Origin of the sequence: Streptomyces sp. NPDC091371, assembly GCF_040684275.1 — a bacterium.
GTDB lineage: Bacteria > Actinomycetota > Actinomycetes > Streptomycetales > Streptomycetaceae > Streptomyces.
In genome coordinates this window covers 1-21,690 of record NZ_JBFBFP010000050.1, presented here as the reverse complement: position 1 = coordinate 21,690, position 21,690 = coordinate 1, and the positions used below count along the sequence as shown (strand labels likewise).

Annotated in this window: 16 protein-coding genes; 7 read left to right on the top strand and 9 right to left on the bottom strand. The window is 71.8% G+C overall.

What is annotated here, in order from left to right; genetic code table 11:
- The first annotated feature begins 16 nt into the window (after nt 1-16).
- The 3 genes from AB0O21_RS34290 to AB0O21_RS34280 all read left to right on the top strand — a co-directional run bounded on the left by AB0O21_RS34290 (nt 17) and on the right by AB0O21_RS34280 (nt 2,430).
- Complete coding sequence (locus AB0O21_RS34290; protein WP_365177833.1) at nt 17-832, top strand: DUF1684 domain-containing protein; 816 nt, start codon at nt 17-19, stop codon at nt 830-832.
- Between the two features lie 136 nt (nt 833-968).
- Nucleotides 969-1,853 carry a S1 family peptidase gene (locus AB0O21_RS34285; protein ID WP_365177831.1) on the top strand — a complete coding sequence of 295 codons (885 nt, stop codon included), beginning with the start codon at nt 969-971 and terminating at the stop codon, nt 1,851-1,853.
- Nucleotides 1,854-1,950: 97 nt separating this feature from the next.
- Nucleotides 1,951-2,430 carry a hypothetical protein gene (locus tag AB0O21_RS34280; protein WP_365177828.1) on the top strand — a complete coding sequence of 160 codons (480 nt, stop codon included), beginning with the start codon at nt 1,951-1,953 and terminating at the stop codon, nt 2,428-2,430.
- A gap of 23 nt (nt 2,431-2,453) precedes the next feature.
- On the opposite strand, the gene AB0O21_RS34275 is transcribed toward AB0O21_RS34280, so the two are convergent.
- The 7 genes from AB0O21_RS34275 to AB0O21_RS34245 all read right to left on the bottom strand — a co-directional run bounded on the left by AB0O21_RS34275 (nt 2,454) and on the right by AB0O21_RS34245 (nt 13,491).
- Nucleotides 2,454-3,350, bottom strand: a complete 897-nt coding sequence (locus tag AB0O21_RS34275; RefSeq protein WP_365177825.1) for a DUF4231 domain-containing protein — start codon at nt 3,348-3,350, stop codon at nt 2,454-2,456.
- 80 nt (nt 3,351-3,430) lie between these two features.
- The gene (gene fxsT / locus AB0O21_RS34270; protein WP_365177822.1) at nt 3,431-7,420 is read right to left on the bottom strand and encodes an FxSxx-COOH system tetratricopeptide repeat protein; all 3,990 of its coding nucleotides are present in this window, start codon (nt 7,418-7,420) and stop codon (nt 3,431-3,433) included.
- The gene (locus AB0O21_RS34265; protein ID WP_365177819.1) at nt 7,404-8,792 is read right to left on the bottom strand and encodes a TIR-like protein FxsC; all 1,389 of its coding nucleotides are present in this window, start codon (nt 8,790-8,792) and stop codon (nt 7,404-7,406) included. The genes fxsT and AB0O21_RS34265 overlap by 17 nt, the downstream gene beginning before the upstream one ends.
- An 80-nt stretch (nt 8,793-8,872) precedes the next feature.
- Complete coding sequence (locus AB0O21_RS34260) at nt 8,873-9,610, bottom strand: AAC(3) family N-acetyltransferase (RefSeq protein WP_365177926.1); 738 nt, start codon at nt 9,608-9,610, stop codon at nt 8,873-8,875.
- A gap of 134 nt (nt 9,611-9,744) precedes the next feature.
- Nucleotides 9,745-12,036, bottom strand: coding sequence for a radical SAM/SPASM protein FxsB, inactivated metallohydrolase extension form (fxsB, locus tag AB0O21_RS34255; RefSeq protein WP_365177816.1), 2,292 nt, complete (start codon nt 12,034-12,036; stop codon nt 9,745-9,747).
- 29 nt (nt 12,037-12,065) lie between these two features.
- The gene (fxsA, locus tag AB0O21_RS34250; RefSeq protein WP_329387335.1) at nt 12,066-12,230 is read right to left on the bottom strand and encodes an FxSxx-COOH cyclophane-containing RiPP peptide; all 165 of its coding nucleotides are present in this window, start codon (nt 12,228-12,230) and stop codon (nt 12,066-12,068) included.
- A 358-nt stretch (nt 12,231-12,588) separates the two neighbouring features.
- Nucleotides 12,589-13,491, bottom strand: a complete 903-nt coding sequence (locus tag AB0O21_RS34245) for an alpha/beta hydrolase (protein WP_365177813.1) — start codon at nt 13,489-13,491, stop codon at nt 12,589-12,591.
- A 318-nt stretch (nt 13,492-13,809) separates the two neighbouring features.
- Here AB0O21_RS34245 and adhE point away from each other — a divergent pair, with 318 nt between their 5' ends.
- Complete coding sequence (gene adhE / locus AB0O21_RS34240) at nt 13,810-16,446, top strand: bifunctional acetaldehyde-CoA/alcohol dehydrogenase (protein WP_365177810.1); 2,637 nt, start codon at nt 13,810-13,812, stop codon at nt 16,444-16,446.
- Between the two features lie 70 nt (nt 16,447-16,516).
- On the opposite strand, the gene AB0O21_RS34235 is transcribed toward adhE, so the two are convergent.
- The gene (locus AB0O21_RS34235) at nt 16,517-17,119 is read right to left on the bottom strand and encodes a TetR/AcrR family transcriptional regulator (protein WP_365177807.1); all 603 of its coding nucleotides are present in this window, start codon (nt 17,117-17,119) and stop codon (nt 16,517-16,519) included.
- Nucleotides 17,120-17,252: 133 nt separating this feature from the next.
- Between AB0O21_RS34235 and AB0O21_RS34230 the strand changes: the two genes are divergently transcribed.
- The 3 genes from AB0O21_RS34230 to AB0O21_RS34220 all read left to right on the top strand — a co-directional run bounded on the left by AB0O21_RS34230 (nt 17,253) and on the right by AB0O21_RS34220 (nt 20,808).
- Nucleotides 17,253-18,623, top strand: coding sequence for a cytosine permease (locus AB0O21_RS34230; protein ID WP_365177805.1), 1,371 nt, complete (start codon nt 17,253-17,255; stop codon nt 18,621-18,623).
- A 67-nt stretch (nt 18,624-18,690) separates the two neighbouring features.
- Complete coding sequence (locus tag AB0O21_RS34225) at nt 18,691-20,343, top strand: amidohydrolase (RefSeq protein WP_365177802.1); 1,653 nt, start codon at nt 18,691-18,693, stop codon at nt 20,341-20,343.
- 33 nt (nt 20,344-20,376) lie between these two features.
- Nucleotides 20,377-20,808 carry a hypothetical protein gene (locus tag AB0O21_RS34220; RefSeq protein WP_365177799.1) on the top strand — a complete coding sequence of 144 codons (432 nt, stop codon included), beginning with the start codon at nt 20,377-20,379 and terminating at the stop codon, nt 20,806-20,808.
- Nucleotides 20,809-20,930: 122 nt separating this feature from the next.
- On the opposite strand, the gene AB0O21_RS34215 is transcribed toward AB0O21_RS34220, so the two are convergent.
- Nucleotides 20,931-21,602, bottom strand: a complete 672-nt coding sequence (locus AB0O21_RS34215) for an acetate uptake transporter (protein ID WP_365177796.1) — start codon at nt 21,600-21,602, stop codon at nt 20,931-20,933.
- Nucleotides 21,603-21,690: the final 88 nt, after the last annotated feature.

Genomic DNA, 21,690 nt, shown 5'->3' with positions numbered 1-21,690 from the left:
GGAAGGGTTGAGCGGCATGAGCGATGACGCAAATGATCCGCAAACCGCCTGGCACGCCTGGCACGAGCATCGGGTGGCCACCGTGTCCGCCCCGTACGGTCCCCTCGCGCTGATCGGCACCCACTGGCTCGCCGACTACCCGGAAGGTCGAATTCCGGCCGTTCCGGGGCACTGGCGCGCGGCCGGCGGCGGAGTGGCGCTGACGGCCGCCCCCGAGGATTCCCTTCTCCTCGACGGCGAGCCCTTCAGTGGGGACGCGGTACTTGCCGCCGACGAGGGCCCGCCCTCGCGCTCCCGGCTCATCGCGGGGGAGCTGCGGCTCGTCGTGATCCGGCGCGAGGGGGAGTGGGCGGTACGCGTCTTCGACCCCGGCTCCGAGGCCCGCCGGGCCTTCGCGGGCATCGAGGCGACCCCGTACGACCCCGCGTTCGCGCTGCCCGGACGCTTCAAGCCGTACGGCGAGCAGCGGACCGTCCAAGTGGACAACGCCGACGGGCAGGCGCGCGGGCTCGGCCTCGGCGGCGAGCTGAGCTTCCCCTTCGCCGGCGTCGAGCACACCCTCCAGGTCGCCGTCGACGAGGGCGACGGCAGCCTCTGGGCCGTCTTCGGCGATGCCACCGGCGGGCGCTCCAGCTACAGGTTCCGCTTCCTGAAGCCCGGCGTCCCGGCAGAGGACGGCTCGGTCACCGTCGACCTCAACCGGGCCCTGCTGCCTCCTTGCGCCTTCGCGGACCACTTCATCTGCCCCTTCCCACCCCCGGGGAACACGCTGCCCTTCGAGGTGGCGGCCGGCGAGCGGCGGCTGAAAGGCGCCCTTGCGACCGGTATCTGACGACAGGACACTCCCGACAGCGCTTGTCAGGGGCACGGCCAAAATTCACGCGCCGGCCGTGCCCCCGACTGCGCCTCACGGGCGCCGGCACCCCCACAGCCGCCGGGCCCCCGAACCCTCTCCAGGAGGACGACAAGTGAGGATCAAGCGCACCACCCGTACCAGGCTTCTCGCGGTGGCCACCGGCCTGGCCGCCGTAGCGGCGCTCGCGGCCCCCACCGTGGCGAGCGCCGAGCCCCGGGACAACAGCGTCAGCGAGGCGAGGCTCGCCTCCGCGAGCGCATCCGTCCTGCGCGCCGACGTCGCGGGCACCGCCTGGCACACCGACCCCGCCACCGGCACCCTCGTGGTCACCGCGGACTCCACGGTCTCCGCCGCCGACATCGCCAGAATCAAGCGCGAGGCCGGAGCCGAGGCCGGGGCGCTGCGCATCGAGCGCACGCCCGGCAGGCTGTCCAAGCTGATCTCCGGCGGCGACGCGATCTACGCGTCCAGCTGGCGCTGCTCCCTCGGCTTCAACGTGCGCAGCGGCACCACGTACTACGTCCTGACCGCCGGGCACTGCACCGACGGCGCCGGCACCTGGTGGACGAACTCCTCGCACACCACCACGATCGGCCCGACCGTCGGCTCCAGCTTCCCCACCAACGACTACGGCCTGATCCGCTACAGCAACACCTCGCTCGCCCACCCCGGCACGGTCGGCAGCCAGGACATCACCAGCGCGGTGAACGCCACCGTCGGCATGTCCGTGACCCGGCGCGGCTCCACCACCGGCACCCACAGCGGCTCGGTGACCGGCCTCAACGCCACGGTCAACTACGGCGGCGGCGACATCGTCTACGGCATGATCAAGACCAACGTCTGCGCCGAGCCCGGCGACAGCGGAGGCCCGCTCTACTCGGGCACCCGCGCCGTCGGCCTCACCTCCGGAGGCAGCGGCAACTGCTCCTCCGGCGGCACCACGTACTTCCAGCCCGTGGTCGAGGCCCTCAACGCCTACGGGGTCAGCGTCTACTGACGGTGACCCACGCGCCCCGTCACGCACCCTGGACGTCCTCCCGCCATCTGGGAAGATGTCCAGGGTGTCCGTGTCCACGGGGGAGGCAGGGTTCCGAATGAAGCGAATCGGCGTGACCGGGCACCGGTCCATTCCGGGCGAGGTACTCGCCCACGTGGACAGCGGCCTGCGGGCCGTACTGGGCGGCCACGAAGGCCCGTTGGAGGCGCTCTCCAGCCTCGCGGAGGGGGCGGACCAGCTGTTCGCCGCCATCGCGCTGGAATACGGCGCGGGCCTGACCGTGGTGATCCCCAGCGGGGACTACGAGGAGGCCTTCGAGGACGCCGAGTCCCTCGCCCGCTACCGCGGCCTGAAGCTGCGGGCCACGCAGGAGGTCCGGATGGACTTCCCGAGCTCCACCGACGAGGCCTACTACGCCGCCGGCACCTACATTGTCGACTCCTGCGACCGGCTCGTCGCCGTCTGGGACGGACTGCCCGCGCGCGGGCACGGCGGAACCGCCGAGATCGTCGCCTACGCCCGCTCCCTGGGCAAGCCCGTCACGGTGATCTGGCGGGAGGGCGTGACCCGCGACTGAGCCACGCCCCCGGCACCAGGGCCTCAACTGCTGTGCCGGGCCAGCCAGTCCGTGTGCTGCGGGGAGACGTACCGCTCGGTCTCGTACACCGCCGAAGGCCACTGCGACTCGGTGATGGTCGTCTGCATCACGACCATCATCGCCGCCAGGTCCTGCTCGATCAGCGTGTGCGCCTCGATCAGCGGATGGTGGCGGCGCACCTCGTTCCAGGCGATGCCGGCCGCGGCCGCCGTGCTCAGCAGCCCGGTCAGCTTCGGCCCCGGGCCCGAGCCGAACGTCCCGAGCAGGGCGAACAGCAGGGCCAGGCAGGTCAGCAGCACGATCGTCCACGACCACAGGGCGGTCGCCCGCCGGGAGACCTCCGTCTTGCGCTGGTACCAGTTGCGCTGCTCGATCAGCCGGTCCCGGACGTACGTCTCGCGCCGCACCTGGTAGTCCAGCCCGCGCAGCCTGAACATCGCGCCGGTGATCTCCCCGCCCTCCGGTACCGCCCCGGAAGTCCGCGGATCCTCCCAGCCCATCTTCTTCAGCTCGTCCAGCCCCGCCTCCAGCCGCGTCCGGTACGTGGCCTCCGCCCCCGGGACCTCACTGCCGAACGGCGCCCCGTGCACGGCGTACCGCCAGGCCAGGGACTTGATGAACTCGGCGGCGCTCCGGTTGAGCTGCCACTGCGGCCGGGCCCGGCGCCTGCTCGCCCGCATGCCCACGCCCAGCACCCCGGCGTACGCGAGCACGCTCAGCAGCCCGAGCAGGTACAGCGAGCCCAGCCGGGGCCCCGAGGGCAGGGCAGCGGCCGCCGCGGCCGCGACGAGCAGCAGCAGCTGTGCGCGCGTCGCCTGGGTGGACTCCCGCTGCCGGGAGATCGCCGCCTGGTCGGTGTGGTGGAAGAGGGCCGGCAGGTCCTCGTTTCGAAAGGTCATGCTGTCGGGCACAGCGCCCCCCTGCTGTTTCGGGTGGCGGACGGCGGGGGCCGGTGGAGCCCCCGCCGCCCTCCTTCGGATCACACGGCGAGCGGCTCCAGATCGCGGTGCAGCCGCCGCTCGTCACGGGCGTACCGGGCCAGGGCGTGGTCCTCCCCGAGCAGCCGCGTCAGCTCGGCCACCGCGTCCGCCCGCAGCCGCGCCGCGTCCTCCTTGCGGCCCAGCGTGTCCAGGCTGATCGCCATGTTGGAGGCGCCCGCCAGGGTCTCCGGATGGTGCGCCCCGAGCGCCTCGCGCAGCCGCATCACCGCGATCCGCTCCAGCTCCAGGGCGCCCTCCGGATCGCCCAGGTCGGCCCGGGTGTTGGCCAGGTTGAGGTTGGCGAACACCGTGTGCGGGTGGTTGTCGCCGAGCACGTCCCGCATCAGCCGGATCGTCTGCCGCAGCAGGGTCTCCGCCGTCTCCGCCGCGCCCGTGCCCCAGTGGAAGACCGCCAGGTTGTTCACGGCCGCCAGGGTGTACGGGTGCCGCTCGCCCGGCACCTTCATGTACTCGTCCACCACCTCCTGCGCCAGGTCCCGGGCCGAGCCCGGGTCCCCGGTCGCGAAGAGGTCCGAGGCCAGGTTCAGCTCGCAGGACAGCAGGTCCGGGTTGACCGAGGTGTACTTGGCCCGGTAGCGCGCCCGGGTGGCCGTGGTCAGCCGCAGCGCGTCCTCCAGCTGGCCCGCCCGGCGCAGCGACACCGCCAGGTTCTTCGCGGCCGCCAGGGTGCCCGGGAAGGCCCGGCCCAGGGTGCGCTTGTAGCTGTCGTACGTCCGGCTGAGCAGCTGCACCGAATCCTCGTACCGGCCCACCTCGCGCAGGTCGCGGGCGAGGTTCTGCGCGGAGGACAGGGTGTACGGGTGCTCCGGCCCCAGCACCTCGGTGCGCAGGTCGTGCACCTCCTGGTCGATCTCTCGGGCTCTGGTGTACTGCCCGACCAGCCGCAGGTTCAGCGCCAGGTTGTTCGCAGCGGCCAGGGTGCGCGGGTGCGCCTCGTGGAAGATCTGGCTGAAGCCCTCGTGCGCGTCGGTCGCCAGCTCCATCGCCTCGCCGTACTGGCCCAGCGCGCCCAGGGTGTTGGCGAGACCGCTCATGGTCATGTACGTGTGCGGGTGCGAGGGGCCGAGCACGGCCTTCTGCCGCTCCAGCGTGACCTCGTCCAGCTCCTTCGCCTCCACGAACCGGCCCTGCGAACGCAGGATGTTCGACAGGTGGAAGCGCAGGTACAGGTACTGCAGGTCGTCGTTGCCCAGCATCTCCTTCCAGGCTTCGCGCAGCTCCTCGCCGAGCGCGTACGCCGCCTTGAAGTCACCGCGCTTCCACAGGTAGCGGACCCGGTCGATCAGCAGCCGGCGGGTCTCCGGCTCCTTGCAGTAGCGGGCCTCGGACGGGGTCAGGTGCGACCAGATCGTGTTGAACCGCGGCCAGGTCTCGGGGTTGTCGATCGGCTCGTCGTCGTCCGGACGGGCGCCGGCCAGGATCCGGTGGACGGCGTGCCGGGCCTCCCGCTGCTCCTCCTCCGTCATCTGGGACCGGATCACCGCCTGGACCAGCCGGTGCACCTGGATGCTGTTGCTGACCTGGTCGACCTTGGCCAGCGCGAACCGGCCGATCTCCCGGATCACCCGGCCCAGCACCAGCTTCTCCTGGAGCGAGGAGTCGTACGGCTTGAGCGCGTCGATCATCTCCTTGCTGTAGAGCAGGTTCGCGGAGATCGGCTCCGGAGCCAGGAAGGCGCAGAGCTGGAGCAGCCGCACGGCCGCCGGGGAGCGGGACTGCAGCCGCTCGATGGAGATGTTCCAGGTGGCGGCGACCGGCTCCGGATATCCCGGCGGCTGGTTCAGACCCAGCACCCGGGCAGCCTGCTGGGCCAGCTGCTCGATGTACGCGGACACCGGGGTCGCGGTCTCCGCGATCCACGCGCCCGCCTGCTCGACCGCGAGCGGCAGGTCGCCCACCGCTATCGCCACCTGCTCGGCGTCCTCCTTGCTGAGCCCGGGGGCCCGGCGCTGGAGGTGCTCGATGGACTCCTCGCGCAGGAACACGTCCACCGGCAGCGCGTCGCCGTACTGCGACCAGGACTGGTTGCGGGAGGTCACCAGCACGTGCCCCGGCCCGCCCGGCGGGAAGAACCGCTTGAGCGTCTCGGGATCGTCCGCGTTGTCGAAGACCAGCAGCCAGCGCGAGGACGGCACCCCGCGCCGCAGCAGGTCGATCGCCTCCTGCGAGGCGGCCGCCATGTCCTCGCCGGTCTGCGCGCCGAGGCGTACGGCCAGCTCCGCGAGGGCCGCGACCACGTCGTCGGTCTGCTCCGAGGAGATCCACCACACCAGGTCGTAGTCGGCCATGAACCGGTGCACGTACTCCAGCGCCACCTGCGTCTTGCCGACACCGCCGAGACCGAACAGGGTCTGCGGCTGCGGCAGCACGACGGAGATGCCGCCGCCGAGCTGGTCGCGCATCCGCTCCAGCACCATGGAACGCCCCGTGAAACCGGGGTTGCGGGGCGGCGCGTTCCAGATCTTCGGGACGGTCCCCGGGAAGCGCGGGCCGGGCTGGGAGGCACTGGCCACGCTGTCGGTCAGGGCCATCGGCCGCTCCACCGCGCGCAGCAGCGCGGTGGTCGCGTGCACCTCGTCGAGGCGGAACAGGTCCACCGGATTGCGGTCGATGTAGGGGGTCGCGAGGCGTACGTCGCCCACGCGCAGAGCCACCAGGTGGCGCCGGCCCCCGGTCGGGTCCTCGGCGGCGGCCCGCTCCCACACGTCCACGGCCCGGGCGGACTTGAGGTACGCGCTGGAGAGCAGCACCACGGTCCGGGCGGCGTTGTCGACGCTGATGCCCGCCCCGCCGATGGTGTCCCCGGAGTCGGATCCGGCCGTCGTCCGCTCGGCGGACACGTCCCGGGGGACCACGCGGAAACCGGCCCGGGTGAGCACCGACTCGATCCAGTCGGCCCACATCCGGTTCTCGGCGACGTAGGACAGGAACAGGTCGGCCGGGAGCGCCGGGCGGCGCCGGGTGAAGGCGTCCCGGATGCGCAGGCGCACCTCCTCGCCGATGACCGGCATGGAGGTGATGGCGCCCTCGGTGACCACCGTGGTGAGCCGTTCGAAGGCGGAGAGCAGGGAGTTGGTGAGGCCGGCCTCGTCGCCGAAGGTGGCCAGGGTCTCCTCGTAGGCGTAGTAGGGGCGGTAGGGGATCTCCACCGCGCCCCAGTAGGAGGTGAGCTCGTCGCCGACGAGCCCGTTGGGGAAGCGGTCGAACTTGATCCGGGCCAGCGCCCGGCCCGCGTCCGCCTTCTCCTTCTCGCCCTCGTCGATGCGCATCGGAACCGGGTAGATCTTGATGCCCCGGTCGTTGAACCGCTCGTCGATCTGCCGGGCCACCGAGGCGGCGCCGTCGATGGACTGGTCGGAGAGGGTGAAGCAGTCCACCAGGATGTCGGGGAGGTGGACCGTGCAGATGTCTGCGATGTCGGAGAGGCCGGTGCGGCTGTCGATCAGGACGTAGTCGTAGTTGCTCTTCATGTCCTCCCGTAAGGCGTCGAAGAAGAGCCCGCCGCCGAGCCGGTCGTAGAAGTTGTCCCAGTCGAAGGTGGAGACGGTCGCGGAGTACTCGCGGTTCTGCCGGCCCGCCGACACGAAGTCGAGGGTGCCGCCGTCCGGGAACTCCCAGCCGAGGGTCTCGGGGGTGAGGGAGACGGCGTGCGGCTGGATCCGCGCGTAGTCCCTGTGCCAGTCGTCGGCGCGCGGCACCGGGCTGGTGGCGGCCCACGCGTACTCGCTGATCAGGTCGATGACCCCGGTGGTGGCCCCCAGCGTGGAGGGGTCCAGGAAGGGGTGGAAGAAACGGTGCAGGCCAGGGGCCTCCAGGTCCCAGTCCACGGCGAGGACCCGCTTGCCGTTGGCCGCGAGGATCCAGGCGGTGTTGGCCAGCGCCATGGTGCGGCCCGTGCCGCCCTTGTACGAGTAGAAGGTGACGATGCGTCCGTCACGGCTGTCTTCGCTGTCACGACTCGCTGTCATCCGCGTCCCCCCGGTCCGTGTCGTTGGTGCTGCCCTCGGCGTATCTGGTGTCGCTGTCTTCACTGTCTTCGGTGCCGTGCGCGTCCGTCGGGAAGGGGACCCGCGGCGGGGCGGGCGGCCCGCCCATGCCCATGGGCCCCAGCAGCCGCGGCCGTTCGATCTGGGTGTTGCCGGCCGGCAGGTACACCTGGGCGTGTCTGAGGAACTGCTGGGCGGCCGCCTCGACCACCTGCGGGAGGATCTGGCCGAGGGTCTCCATGCTGGCCACGCCGTTGGCGGCGGCCCGGCAGGCGGCCCGGCCCTGTCTCATCTTGACGGGCAGGGTCTCCTCCAGCAGCCGCGTCAACTCGGCCTCCTTCGCGCGGCTCTGGCTGTCGTACCGGTTCCACGGCACCACCACGTTGATCCAGGGGCGGTGCTCCTGGTCGAAGGCGGCCAGCCGCTGGCGCCGGTGCTCGTCCTCCACCGCCCACCGGTCGACGATGAGGATCTCCGGCCGGGTCGGCGGCTGCTTGCTGTCGAAGTGCCCGGCCTCGTCGTCGAAGGAGCCCACGGTCGTCTGGTAGTTGAGGTTCTTGACCAGGTCCTCGGCGACGAGCGCGATGGGCCGCTGGGCGACCGGATGGTACGGATTCCACTCCAGCGCGCTGTCCCCGTAGTACTCGGGGCTGCGGCCCTCCGGCAGATCGTGCCGGGAAGCGGCCGCCACCGTGACGTGGAGGGTGCGGGAAGGGCTTCCGGCCGGGCTCCCGGTGGCGCCGAAGGCGCTCGGGACCACCCGGTAGTCCACCGGCCGGACCGGGGCGAGCTCGATGTTCTTGCCGACGTGGACGATGCGCCGGGCGAGCTCGTACACGGCCTTCTCGTACTGCTCGGCGTAACCGCGCAGCTTGATCAGCCCGTACAGCCCGTCGGTGACGTACCGCTCGCCGAAGGTGTTGTGGTTGAACTGCAACCGCTCTGCGGGGCCCGGCAGTTGGTTCGCGGGCACCGGCACCCATAACGCCGGCACGATGGCCTCGGCCGGCTGGTTGTTCGCCGCGCTGTGCTGGACGGCGCGCTGCGCGAACGCGAACCACTCCTTCCCGCACATCTGGCTCTTGAAGTACCGCGGCGAGAACAGGGGAACGAAGACCCGGCAGTTGGCGAGCGCCTCGGCGAGCCGTTCCGACCAGCCCTCACCGCTGCGTATGTCCCGGTCCATGAAGCCGACCGGGAAACCGGCGGGCAGGTCCGTCATCGCCATGACGTGACCGCAGAGATCGCGGAAGAGGCGCTCCACCCACATGTCGGGGTCGGGTCCCCCCGCCCCGAACCTGGGTGTATGCGCGTAGCTGAGAAAAAAGTACGGCTCCCCTTTTTTTGCGGGCACACGACCCCCGTCCCGAAGATTGCGAGCGAAGAAACATCATTCCGGAGCTGCTTCGCCGCTTCCCCTCATCGTTCAGTCAATCAGCGTCTGTTTTCGGTCATCCAGTCGAGCGCGTGATCAACGGCATCCGGGAGGGAGAAGAGCATGGCCGACGCCCCTCCCACCCGTCCCCTGCGCACCCGGGAATCCGGGAACGCGCCGCCGATCTCGGCGAAATCGCTGTCGTCCAGCGCGACGTCCTCGTACGCGGTCCACTCCCCCTCTTGCAGGTACCCCTGCCGGCCCCCTGGAAGGTTCACCTTCACCACACACTCGTACATGCGCAAGGGGGGCTTCGGAATTCGATACTCCGCGAGGTGGAAAGCGGAGCAGACCGAAAATCCCACATTGATCATGAGTACCTGGGCCCCCTCCCAGCACATCTTCCCCAGGGGGGAGTCCTCGCCCATGTGGCTTTCCAGCCGGTGCCCGGAGCACAGCCGCCGCGCGTCCCCGCCGACGGCGGCGAAGGAGGTCTGCGGGTGGGCGCTGCGCGCGGCGCCGGGCGCGGTACGGACGGCCTCGGCGAGGGCGCCCATGCCCTGGCTGGGGGTGCTCGCGGGGTCGAACGGGGGCATCCGGTCCCGGAAGGCCCGCACCTCGTCCTCGGCCAGGCCCGAGATCAGCGCCAGGTGCGCGCTGGAGGTGGTGGAGTTCTGCGGGGTGAAGGCGGGCACCACCAGGGTCCCGTGCGGCCCGAGCACGCCGAGGAGGGCGTCCCGCAGCGGCTCCGGGGCCAGCCCGGTCCCCCCGAGCGAGGCGTGCACCAGCAGCCGCATCCCCGGCCGCACTCCGAGCAGCCGCAGGTGCACCGCGAGGGCGAGGGCGCCTCGCGGCGGGCCGTCCGGTCGGCGCCGCGGGCCGGGTGCGGCGGCGCGGGGAGGCGGGGTGGGGGCGCCCCGGCCGGGGGGCGTCACGCGTCGACCGCCTTCAGCTCCCAGCGGAGTTCCTCGACCAGGCGCTTGCCGGTGACGGTCAGCTCAGCCGCCTCCGAGAGGCGGTCCAGGGCCTGGTGGATGCGGTCCGCGCCACCGGGATCGGGGGAGGCCGTGGCCCGCCGGTAGGCCTCCACCGCCACCCGCTCGTGCACGTCCGCCAGCAGCCGGGACACCGGGACCGGGCGGGATCGCCACGGTGAGGGGTGCTGCCACTGGCCGTCCAGCGCGTACAGGTCGGTGACCTCGGTCAGCGCCCGCAGCCGGGCCCGGCGCCGCCCGGTGAGCAGCGCCAGCGCCGTCTCCGCGACCCCCGCCGCATACGGCACCCCGAGCGCTCCCGGCCCGTGCCGGCCCGCCTCGCCCCAGTCGCCGGCCCGGGGGCCGCCCGCGAGCGGGGTCAGCGTGGTCAGCCCCCCGGCGGCGGCCGACGCGAACTCCGGTACGGCGGAGCGCAGCAGCGCCCACGCCGCGTCCAGGCGGCCCCGCCACTCCTCGGCCTCCCCGGCGCCGAGCCGCAGCCGGGGCGGCCGGGCGAAGCAGTTGCGGTACGGGTCGAGGTCCTCCAGCGCCACCGGGGCCGCGTCCGGCCCGGGCCGCCAGGTGCGTACGGGCTGCCAGCGCGCGTCCCCCGCCGCCGGGCCGAAGCGGTGCTCGGTGCGGCCGTCGCGCACGGCGTACCCCTCGTCCGTGACGCGCAGTACGGCCCGGCCCTCCGTGCCGGGCTCCCCGAGCCGCAGCAGCCCCAGCGTCGGCAGGTACACCTCGCCGTCCCGGAAGGCGACCTCGGCCGGCAGGTCCAGCCCGCCCCGCAGCACGGCCGCCGCCGCGAGCGCGGTCAGCCTGCGTGCGGCCTCCGGGCCGTCGGGGCCGTCGGGGCCGTCGGGGCCGCCGGGGTGGTCCGGGCCGTGCGGGGAGCCGCCGCCGTCCACGGCCGCCAGCACCCAGGTCCGGGTGAACGGGTGGTCCAGTACGGCGTCCAGCGCCCGCGCGCCCGCCTCCCCGGCCCGCTCCACCGCGCCGAGCAGCTCCCAGGCCCGCGCCCAGCCGGGCTCGGCGGCGAGGTCGGCGTGCAGCCGCGCCAGCAGGACCCGGGTGAGCTCCTCGTGGGAGCGGGCCAGCCGGGCGGGATCGGTCAGCTGCGGCGCGGTTTCCCGGGCGGCGGTGCGGCCCTCGACGCCGTCCACGAGCTCGCGCAGATCGGTGCAGTACACGGAGGGGTTGTCGAAGCCGTTCGCGTCCCGGTAGCGGTGCGTGTAGAGCCCGCCGCCGCACGAACGTACGACGGGGCACCGGCGGCACGCGTCGCTGACGCCCGCGAGGCCCAGCTGTCGGGCTCGGACCCCGGGATGGGCCGCGACCTGGTCAAATGCGTGGTCGAAGACGTTGAAACCGGTGGCGGCGGCCCCCTCGAAGGCGCTCTTGAGGGAGTCCACCTGCTCCAGGGTCCCGTCGGTCTCGACGACGACGAGGTCGGTGGGCGCGAGCCCGAGGGACTCCGTCAGGCTGGGCCCGCCGCGCAGGGTGGACAGCAGGGACTCGAAGAGTCGTACGGGGACCGGGCGTTCGCGGCTCTCCCAGTGGTCGAAGATCCGCAGGAGCCAGCGGGCGTAGGCGTCGGACGCGCCGTCGGGGCGGACCGGAGGGGCCTCCCAGGTGGCGTGGGGGAGGAGGAAGTCGACGCGCGGCGGCTCCAGTTCGACGAGCGCGTCGAGCACGGCGACGGGGTCGTTGGCCACGTCCACGGTGCAGAGCAGACCCTGGTAGAGGTGGCGGTACGGCGCGGAGCGGAGCAGTGCGACGGCGGCCAGGACCAGCGGGTGGCTCGTACGGCCGTCCGCGAAGCGGCGGTGCCGGTCGTTGGCGGCGCGGTCCCCGTCGAGGGAGATGCCGACCCGCAGGTCGAACTCGTCGAAGAGGTCGAGGTAACGGGTGCTGAGTTGGAGCCCGTTGGTGTGGATCCGCAGGTCGAGGTCGGCGATCCCGGCGAGTGCCCGGGTGAACTCCTCGCACACGAGCCGGAGTCGGGCCGTGCCCGCCAACAGGGGTTCCCCTCCATGGAGGATCACCGTGACGGAGGGGAGTGCATGGTCACGGGCATGTTCGGCGAGCCGCGACGCGGTGTGCGAAATGACCTCGGGGGAGATCACTTTCGGCCGGGCTCGCCAGCTCTGATCTGCGTGTTCGTAGACATAGCAATGATCACAAGCAAGATCGCATCTGCTGTGAACTTTCAGGACGATCTCGCGAAATGCGATCAGGCCGGTCATTCCACCAGTCTAGAGCGCTTACTCCGCTGTCAGAGTGCGGAGTTGAAGATGGGGGCCTGGACGGAGCGGCCGGATTCCGTCTTCAGCACGCGGCCGAGTGCGGCGGCCGCGGACGCGCTGCGGACGTCGATCCGGTCGAGGGGGACCCGGTCGGCCTTGACCGTGCTGGTCGGGGGGGTTGCGGAAGTGTTCACGACACCGTCCTTGGGGAAGCCATGTTGAATGGGCATGTGAATGGCAGCAGCGACGCGCTGCTGTCAAGCGTGGACTTTACTCGGCCACACCCCATTGAGCGACCGAGACATGACGCCTGATCAACCGTTCTATAGAAAGCGTGGCGTATTTCCCGAGGTCGGGTATTCGGCCGTTCGCCGGAAGGCAAGATCCATTTTTCTTTCGTGCGGCCCCGCCCGCTGCGCGGGACGGGTCTGACCTGCGGCGGACCCGGTCGGCAGGTTGGCCGGATGAGCATGCCCGGGGCACACCCCTGGGCCGGTGAACGCGCCCGGGGCGCACCCCCTGAGCCGGTGAACACGCCCGGGGGCGCACCCCCTAGGCCGGCTGCTGTTCGCTGAGCGGGGGCGTGGGCAGGTCGCGAAGGAGCCAGGTCAGGACGTCCGGCAGCGCGCGGAAGGCCGCGAAGTGCGCGGCGGCCGGGTCGATGGTGGCGGTGGCGCCCGGGATGCGGCGTGCCAGCCAGCGGGAGTGCCCCACGGGGGAGAACACGTCGAGCTCCCCGTGCCAGATCAGCACCGGGCAGCGGATGTCCGCCGGGTCGAAGCCCCAGGGGCGGCTGTTGGCCAGCATGTCGTCGATCCAGCCGTACGCCGAGTGGCGCAGGCCCTCGCGGTAGTTGCGCAGCAGCATCTCCCGCAGCCCGACGTCCGCGACGACCATGCGGTCGCTGGCGGTCAGCTCCCGGCGCAGCTCTTCCAGCAGCTGTCGGGGGTCCTTGCGGATGCCGGCGGCGCGCGGGATCAGCCGGGCCGCCAGCTCCTCGGGGTCGGCGGAGGCGGTCGTGTACTCCTGCACGTTCGAGGGGCCCATTCCGGCGAACCAGTCCAGGTCCTCCGCGTCCCGGGGGGCGAGGGGGACCAGGGCCGCCGTACGGGTGACCCGGTCCGGGAGCAGGGCCGCGCAGGCCAGGGCGCCGGGGGCGCCGCCGGAGCGGCCGGCGACGGCGAAGGTGTCGATGCCGAGGGAGTCGGCGATGTCGGCCACGTCCCGGGCGACGTCGGCGACGGTGCGGCCCGGGTGGCGGTCGGAGCCGCCGTAGCCGGGCCGGTCGTAGGCGATGAGCTGCATGCGGCGCTGGTAGAGGACCATGCCCCGGGGGGCCGGGCCGAGTCTGCTGCCGGGCATGCCGTGGAGCAGGAACACCGGTTTGCCGTCCGGATCGCCCCAGCGCTCCACCGTGAGCGCCCGTCCGTCCGTGGCGCGCACCTGATTGCGCACGCACTTCCTCCTTCACGGTCGACGCGACTGGTCACGGTGATTGTGCTCGCTGGGGGAGGAGCGCGGTAGGGCGCACTTCGCGCGAAATTCTTGTGAAAGTTTTCACAAGCGCGCAGGGGTCTTTAGTCCTCCTGCATATGCCCAGGTCAAGGCGGTGGTGAGGGGGGCGTGAACAGGCGTGAACAGCCCTTCGACCTGCCCGGAAAGGGCTTTTTCGGCGCCACTGCTTCCGCTTTCGGGTGTCGAATTGAGGCATCAGGAAAACAGGTCCGTGCAGACCTTCGGGTCGGGTCGGTTCGAAATGAAGGAGTTCCTGCCATGCAGGCCAACGAGATGGTGGACGGACTGGTCCAGGGTGCGCTGGGCGCGCTCGACCGGTTCGAGTCGTTCAACCAGGAGCAGGTCGACCACATCGTCAAGAAGGCTTCCCTGGCCGCCCTGAGCGCACACGGCGAACTCGCGAAGCTCGCCGTCGAGGAGACCGGCCGCGGCCTCTTCGAGGACAAGGCCGTCAAGAACCTGTTCGCCTGCGAGCACGTGGTCAACTCGATGCGCGGTCTGAAGACCGCCGGCGTGATCCGCCGCGACGAACTGAACGGCATCACCGAGATCGCCGAACCCGTCGGCGTCGTCTGCGCGATGACCCCCGTCACCAACCCGACCTCGACCACGATCTTCAAGGCGCTGATCGCCCTGAAGACCCGCAACCCGATCATCTTCGCCTTCCACCCCTCCGCGCAGAACTGCTCCGCCGAGGCCGCCCGCATCGTGCGCGACGCCGCCGTCGCCGCCGGCGCCCCGGAGGACTGCGTGCAGTGGGTGACCACCCCCTCCATGGAGGCCACCGGCGCCCTGATGAACCACCCGGGCGTCTCCACCATCCTCGCGACCGGCGGCAACGCCATGGTCAAGGCCGCCTACTCCTGCGGGAAGCCGGCCCTCGGCGTCGGCGCCGGCAACGTCCCGGCGTACGTCCACAAGAGCGCCAAGCTCGGCCGCGCGATCCACGACATCGTGCTCTCCAAGGCCTTCGACAACGGCATGATCTGCGCCTCCGAGCAGGCGGTCATCCTGGACCAGGAGGTCTACGAGCAGGGCCTGGCCGAGTTCAAGCGGCTCGGCGCCCACGTGGTCTCCGCGGCCGAGAAGACCAAGCTGGAGCAGTTCATCTTCGGCACCACCGCCTACGCCGCCGACGCCTCCGGCGCCAAGCTGAACCCGGCGGTCGTCGGCAAGTCCCCGCAGTGGATAGCCGAACAGGCCGGCTTCACCGTCCCCGAGGGCACCTCCATCCTCCTCGCCGAGTGCAACGAGGTCGGCGACAACGAGCCGCTGACCCGCGAGAAGCTCTCCCCGGTGCTGGCCGCCCTGAAGGCCTCCGACACCGAGCACGGCCTCGAACTGGCCGCTGCGATGGTCGAGTTCCACGGACTGGGCCACAGCGCCGCCATCCACGCCGAGGACGAGCGGCTCGTCGAGGAGTTCGGCAGGAAGGTCAAGGCGATCCGCGTCATCGCCAACTCGCCCTCCACCTTCGGCGGCATCGGCGACGTCTACAACGCCTTCCTGCCCTCCCTGACCCTCGGCTGCGGCTCCTACGGCCACAACTCGGTGTCCGACAACGTCACCGCGGTGAACCTGATCAACGTCAAGCGGATCGGACGGCGGGGCAACAACATGCAGTGGTTCAAGGTCCCGCCGAAGATCTACTTCGAGCGCAACTCCATCCGCTACCTCGGCGAGATGGACGGCATCAGCCGCGTCTCGATCGTCACCGACAAGACGATGGTCGCCCTCGGCTTCGTGCAGAAGGTCACCGACATCCTCCAGGCCCGCGAGGGCTCCGTCGCCATCCAGGTCATCGACAGCGTCGAGCCCAACCCGGAGCTGTCGACCGTGCAGGCCGGCGCCGCGATGATGCGCGACTTCAAGCCCGACACGATCATCGGCCTCGGCGGCGGCTCCCCGATGGACGCCGCGAAGATCATGTGGCTGATGTACGAGCGCCCGGAGGTGGAGTTCGCGGACACCAAGGAGAAGTTCTTCGACGTCCGCAAGCGCGCCTACACGTTCCCCTCGCTCGGCGAGAAGGCAAAGATGGTCGCCATCCCGACCACCTCGGGCACCGGCTCCGAAGTCACCCCGTTCGCCGTCATCTCCGACCCGGCCGCGGCCCAGAAGTACCCCCTCGCGGACTACGCGCTGACCCCGAACGTCGCCATCGTCGACCCGGTCCTGCCCATGGGCCTGCCGGCCACCGTGACCGCGGACTCCGGCTTCGACGCCCTGACGCACGCCACCGAGGCCTACGTCTCCGCGTACTCCAACGACTACACGGACGGCCTCTGCCTCCAGGCGATCAAGCTGATCTTCGAGAACCTGCAGCGCTGCGTGGTCGACGGGCCGAACGACCCCGAGGCCCGCGAGAAGATGCACAACGCCTCGACCGTCGCGGGCATGGCCTTCGCCAACGCCTTCCTCGGCCTGGTGCACGCCATGGCCCACACCCTGGGCAACACCTTCCACGTCGCCCACGGCCGCACCAACGCGATCCTGCTGCCGCACGTGATCCGCCACAACGGCACCGTCTCGCACAAGGCCACCCCGTGGCCGAAGGCCGAGGTCTACCGGGCCCCGGAGCGGTTCCAGGAGATCGCGAAGATGCTGGGCCTGCCGGCCGCGACCGCGGCCGAGGGCGTCGAGTCCTACGCCAGGGCCGTCGAGGAACTCCGCACCAAGTGCGGGATCCCCGCCTCCTTCGCCGAGGAGGGCGTCGAGGAGCAGGCCTTCATCGAGGCCCTGCCGACCCAGGCCATGAACGCCTACGCCGACCAGTGCGCCCCCGCCAACCCGCGGATGCCGATGATCGACGACATGAAGCAGCTGATGCGCCAGGCGTACTACGGAAACGTCGAGGGTGCCCCGGCGAAGAAGGCGGGCGCCAAGAAGAAGTAGTCCACCCGTGAGCGTCCGCTGAGGACAGGAAACGGCCCACCCGGGCGCCAAGGCCCGGGCGGGCTTTCCGCTACGTGCGGGGGATCAGCAGGGCGGCCGCCGAGCGGGCCTGCTCCAGGGCCCGGGCGCGGTCCGCGCCGCGCTGGCCCAGTACGACCCGGGTGCTCAGGCCGTCGAGCAGGGCGAGGAGCTCCGAGGCCCGGGCGGGCACGTCCATGGGGGCGAAGCGGCCCTGGTCCACGCCCTTGGCCAGCAGCGCCTCCAGGTCCCGCTGCCAGCTGTCGTCGATCTCCTCCTGGGCCGCCTTCAGGGGTTCGTTGGAGGCCGTACGGGCCCACAGCTCGATCCACAGGGTCCAGCGCGGGTCCCGCGGCCCTTCGGGGAGGTAGAGCTCCAGGTACTGGTCGAGCTTGCGGGAGGCCGTCACGCGGCGGCCGAGCAGGGCCCGGCGCTCCCCGGTGAGCAGTTCCTCGCTCCAGCGCAGCGCCTCCAGCAGCAGCCGGTCCTTGCTGCCGAAGTAGTACAGGATGTGCCCGCCGCTGGTGCCGAGCCGCTCGGCCAGCTTGGACATGGTCAGCGCGGCGAGCCCGTCCTCGGCGATCGCCGCCATGGCCTCTTCGAGCATCCGCTCCTGGGCGATCTGCCCGTCCCGCCGCCGTGCCGCTCCTGCCACCGCTCCCGCCCTCCGTCTTCCCTGGCCCGACCTTATCCCGGACAGGGTCTTGACGGCCGGGCGGTACACCCCTCATCTTGAATGCCATTCAAGAACTTAGAACGCCGTTCAAGATCAGTCAGGGGTGTACGCGATGAGCGACGAGGTCTTCAGAGTCGAAACGCACGGCATCGACACGATCCCGGACGAGGAACGGCACGGCAGCGCCAAGGACCTCTTCTGGCTCTGGTTCGGCTCCAACCTGACCTTCACCTACGTGATCAACGGGGCCCTCGCCGTGGCCTTCGGGCTCAGCTTCTGGCAGGCCACCGCCGTGGTCGTGCTCAGCGGACTGTCCTTCTTCGCCGTCAGCGCCGCCGGACTCAGCGGCATCCGCACCGGCACCGCCACCCTGGTCATCTCCCGCGCCGCCTTCGGCGTCCGGGGCAACTTCCCCGCCGGCGTCCTCAACTGGGTGGTGAGCATCGGCTACACCATCGTCAACACCGTCGTGGGCACCCTGGCGCTGGAGCTGGTCCTCGCCCAGACCGGCCTGGCGGACGGCACGCCGGCCCGCGCCCTCGCCCTCGCGATCACCCTCGCGCTGACCTTCGCCGTCACCATGTGGGGCCACGCCACCGTGCAGTTCGCCGAGCGCTGGGCCGCGTACGTACTGGCCGCCGGCTTCGGCGTGCTCCTCGTCCTCGTCCTGCCCGGGGCCGACACCTCCGCCCCGGCCGCGGCGCCCGGGCTCTCCGGCTGGAGCCTGGCCTTCGTGATCATGCTCGCCGGGCCGTTCTCGTACCTGCCGATGCCCGCCGACTACACCCGCTACCTGCCCCGCACCACCTCGCTGAAGTCCATCACCTGGACCGGCGCCCTCGGCGGCTTCGTCTCCTCCGTCGCCCTCGGCATCGCGGGCGTGGCCGCCGCCACCCAGACCGACATGACCGACGCGGTCGCGGGCGCGCAGGGACTGCTCCCGGGCTGGTTCCAGCCGCTGTTCCTGGCCCTCGTCCTCGGCGGCTCCGTCACCAACTCGATCATCACCCTCTACTCCTCCAGCCTGAACCTCCAGGTCCTCGGCATCCCGTGGAGCCGCGCCCGCGCCCTCGGCATCAGCGCCGCCGTCACCGCCGCCGGATCGCTCGCCGCGCTCTTCCTCACCGACTTCACCACCTCCCTGCTCTCCTTCCTCTCCCTCCTGATCATCGTCTTCGCCCCCTGGGGCGGGGTCTTCCTCGCCGACATGCTGCTGCGCCGCTGCCGGTACGACGCCGACGCGCTGCACGCCGGGAGCGCGGGCGCCTACTGGTACCGCGCCGGCTACCACCCGGCCGGCATGGCCGCCCTCCTCGCGGGCATGGCCTTCGCCGCCCTGACCTGCGACTCCGCGCTGTGGACCGGGCCGCTCGTGGCCCCGCTCGGCGGCGCCGACCTCACGGTGCTCGGCTCGGTGGTCTCCGGGCTCACCTACTGGGCGCTGGCCCGGCGCCGGGTGCCGGCCTACGCACCGGCCGCCTGAGCCGCCGGCCGCCCGTCCCGCACCGCCCGCCACACGCCACACGCCGCACGCAATGGAGCACTCCCAGATGTCCCACCCCCTCCCCGCCGACCTCCTCCTCACCGGAGCCCGCATCCACACCGTGGACCCGGACCTCCCCGAGGCCGAAGCCCTCGCCGTCCGCGACGGGGTGATCGTCTGGGTCGGCCCCGACGCCGACGCCGCCGCCTGGGCCGGCCCGGACACCGAGCGGATCGACGCGGCCGGAAAGCTGGTGCTGCCCGGCTTCGTCGACGCGCACAACCACGTCCGGCTCGGCTCCGACGACGCCTGCGTGCAGCTCGCCGGGGTGCGCACGCTGGAGGGCATCCACGAGCGGATCCTGGCGTGGCGGGAGGCCAACCCGGACGCCGGGTGGATCGAGGCCGAGGCCTTCGACTACTCCGCGATCCCGGACGGCCGGATGCCGACCGCCGCCGACCTGGACCCGGTCACCACGGACACCCCGGCGCTCGTGCTCTCGTACGACGTCCACACGGCCTGGCTGAACACGGCGGCGATGCGGCGCCTCGGCGTCACCCGGGACCGCACGGACCTGCCCTTCGGGACGGCGGCCGTGGACCCGGCCACGGGCGAACCCACCGGATTCGTCAAGGACTTCGCGGTCAAGGGCCTCTCGCGCGATGGCCACCGGGCGCTGCGCGAGCTGGGCGTGCCGTGGGCCTCGCCGGACCGGCAGTACGGGCGGCTCGCCAAGAGCCTCGACGACGCGATCGGCTTCGGCATCACCACGGTGGTCGAGCCGCAGAACTCCCTGGACGACCTGGAACTCTACGAACGGGCCCGGGCGGAGGGGCGGTTGCGCTCGCGGATCGTGGCCGCACTCTTCCACCCCCGGGGGACGGGCGACGCGGACCTGGCCGACTTCGAGGACGCGGCCCGCCGGTTCTCCGGCGACCGGCTGCGGGTCGGCCCGCTGAAGCTGTACATCGACGACGTCGTGGAGCCGCGCACGGCCGCGCTGCTGGAGCCGTACGCGGGCTGCGGCTCCCACCGGGGCGAGACCTTCTACCCGGCCGAGGAGTTCGCGGAGCTGCTGGCGAAGCTGGACGCGCGGGGCTTCCAGTGCTTCGTGCACGCGACGGGGGACCGGGGCATCCGGACCGTCCTGGACGCGGTGGAACACGCGCGTGCGGTCAACGGCCCGCGCGACGCCCGCCACCAGGTGGTGCACGTGGAGTGCCTGGACCCGGCGGACGTACCGCGCTTCCGGGAACTGGGCGTGGTGGCCTGCATGCAGCCGAGGCACTGCGCGCCGGAGATCGCGGGGCCGGGCCAGGACTGGGCCGAGAACGTGGGCGAGGACCGCTGGCACAAGGCCTGGCCGATGCGGAGCCTGCACGGGGCGGGGGCGGTGCTGGCGTTCTCCAGTGACTGGAACGTGGCGGAGATGGACCCGATGGTCGGCATCTACACGGCCGTGACGCGCCGCTCCCTCGACGGGGGCCCGGCGTGGCAGCCGGGGGAGACGGTGGACGTGGCCACGGCCGTGCACGGCTACACGATGGGCTCGGCCTACGCCAACTTCCTGGAGGCGGAGCGGGGTTCCCTGACGGTGGGCAAGGCGGCGGACTTCGTGGTGCTGTCGAGGGACATCCTCACCGTACCGACGGAGCGGATCCTGGGCACGGTCGCGGAAACGGTGGTGGTGGCGGGCGAGGTGGTCCATCGGACCGCCTGACGCGCGCCCGGAGTTCCTCGTAGGGTGGGCCGGATGGAGACGCTCATCGAGGTGATGTTCGAGCTGGTCATGTTGGGCGTCGTCGCGCTCGGCGCACTGTTGGGGGTCAAGCTGGCGAAGTCGGGCGTCGCCCGCCGGGCCGCCCGGCGGGCCGGCGCGGTGGGGGAGGACGTGGCGATCCCTTGCCGAATGGCATGGAAACAGGGGCTGGGCGGCGGGAGCTTCGTGTACGGGCAGCTCCGGCGGGCCGAGGACGGCGCCGTTTTCGACCGGCCGGGCCGCCGGCCGGTGGCGCTGCCGGTGGGCGGCAGGGCGTCCCGGCGGCCCGACGGCTGGCGCCCGGGGATGCAGCTGTTCGAGTACCGCGGGCCGGGCGGCGAGGAACTGCGGCTCAAGGTCCACGACGCCGAGGCCGACCTCGCCGCGAGTCTGCTCCGGATCCCGGACCCGGCGGACTTCGCCTGAGCCCCCGGCGGAGCCCCGAAATCTTGAGCCGCGCCGGCGATTGAGGCGCGGGGGGCCGGGGGCGGCGCTCACGGTTCCGGGAAGGGGTGGGGTGGGGGAGCGGCTCCGCGCAGCGGTGCCGGTCAGGTCTCCGGGTGTTCCTCGGGGGCGAGGAAGCGGCCCATCGGGAGGACCTGGCGGCCCCAGGTGCTCGCCATGATCTGGCCGGCCAGGAGGTACGTGGCCCCGAGGGCGGCCAGCAGGCCGCTCCAGCCGGTGATCCGGTTCCAGATCTCCGAGCCGGTGAAGCCGCTGACGGTCATGCCGACGAAGGCCATGAGCACGCACGTGAAGGTGGACAGCAGCACCAGGTGGATGCGGAAGCTGCCGATCCACAGGACGAACACGACGAAGACCCAGGGAAGGGTGAACAGCCCGCTGACGTCCCCGCGCAGGGCGGGATCGGTGGCCGGCAGCACCCACTGGAGCAGGCAGGCCTTGGCCATCCAGAACAGCCCGAAGCCGCCGAAGACCGTGGCGTGCCAGGTGTCGCCGCGCTGGGCCTGGAAGAGCCCGGCCAGCAGCTGGGCGAGCCCGCCGATGAAGAAGCCGACCAGCGGCAGCACCGAGTGGCCGAGCTTCTCCGGGAAGACGCCCGCGTCGATGCCGGTGGCGATGACGGTGACCACGATGAAGCCGGTGAGGCCGAGCGGGCCCAGCTGGGCCTGGGCGCTCGGCTCCATCCGTTTGACGGAGACCGCCTGCTCGGCGGGGCCCTGCCGGTTGCGGAACCCGGGCAGGTTCGGGGTGTTCACCTGGTTTCTCCCAGGAGGCCCCGTCCTTTAGGGCGGGGAGGAATGGGTCCTCGGCGCGGAGCCGCGGAGCGGCGGAGTTCTCTTCGCG

Excerpts from the sequence above, each read along its gene's own strand:
- AB0O21_RS34290 (WP_365177833.1), top strand. The coding sequence starts at position 17 with ATGAGCGATGACGCAAATGATCCGCAAACCGCCTGGCACGCCTGGCAC.
- AB0O21_RS34280 (WP_365177828.1), top strand. The coding sequence starts at position 1,951 with ATGAAGCGAATCGGCGTGACCGGGCACCGGTCCATTCCGGGCGAGGTA.
- AB0O21_RS34275 (WP_365177825.1), bottom strand. The coding sequence starts at position 3,350 with ATGACCTTTCGAAACGAGGACCTGCCGGCCCTCTTCCACCACACCGAC.
- fxsT (WP_365177822.1), bottom strand. The coding sequence starts at position 7,420 with ATGACAGCGAGTCGTGACAGCGAAGACAGCCGTGACGGACGCATCGTC.
- AB0O21_RS34260 (WP_365177926.1), bottom strand. The coding sequence starts at position 9,610 with ATGCGGCTGCTGGTGCACGCCTCGCTCGGGGGGACCGGGCTGGCCCCG.
- fxsB (WP_365177816.1), bottom strand. The coding sequence starts at position 12,036 with ATGACCGGCCTGATCGCATTTCGCGAGATCGTCCTGAAAGTTCACAGC.
- adhE (WP_365177810.1), top strand. The coding sequence starts at position 13,810 with ATGCAGGCCAACGAGATGGTGGACGGACTGGTCCAGGGTGCGCTGGGC.
- AB0O21_RS34230 (WP_365177805.1), top strand. The coding sequence starts at position 17,253 with ATGAGCGACGAGGTCTTCAGAGTCGAAACGCACGGCATCGACACGATC.
- AB0O21_RS34225 (WP_365177802.1), top strand. The coding sequence starts at position 18,691 with ATGTCCCACCCCCTCCCCGCCGACCTCCTCCTCACCGGAGCCCGCATC.
- AB0O21_RS34220 (WP_365177799.1), top strand. The coding sequence starts at position 20,377 with ATGGAGACGCTCATCGAGGTGATGTTCGAGCTGGTCATGTTGGGCGTC.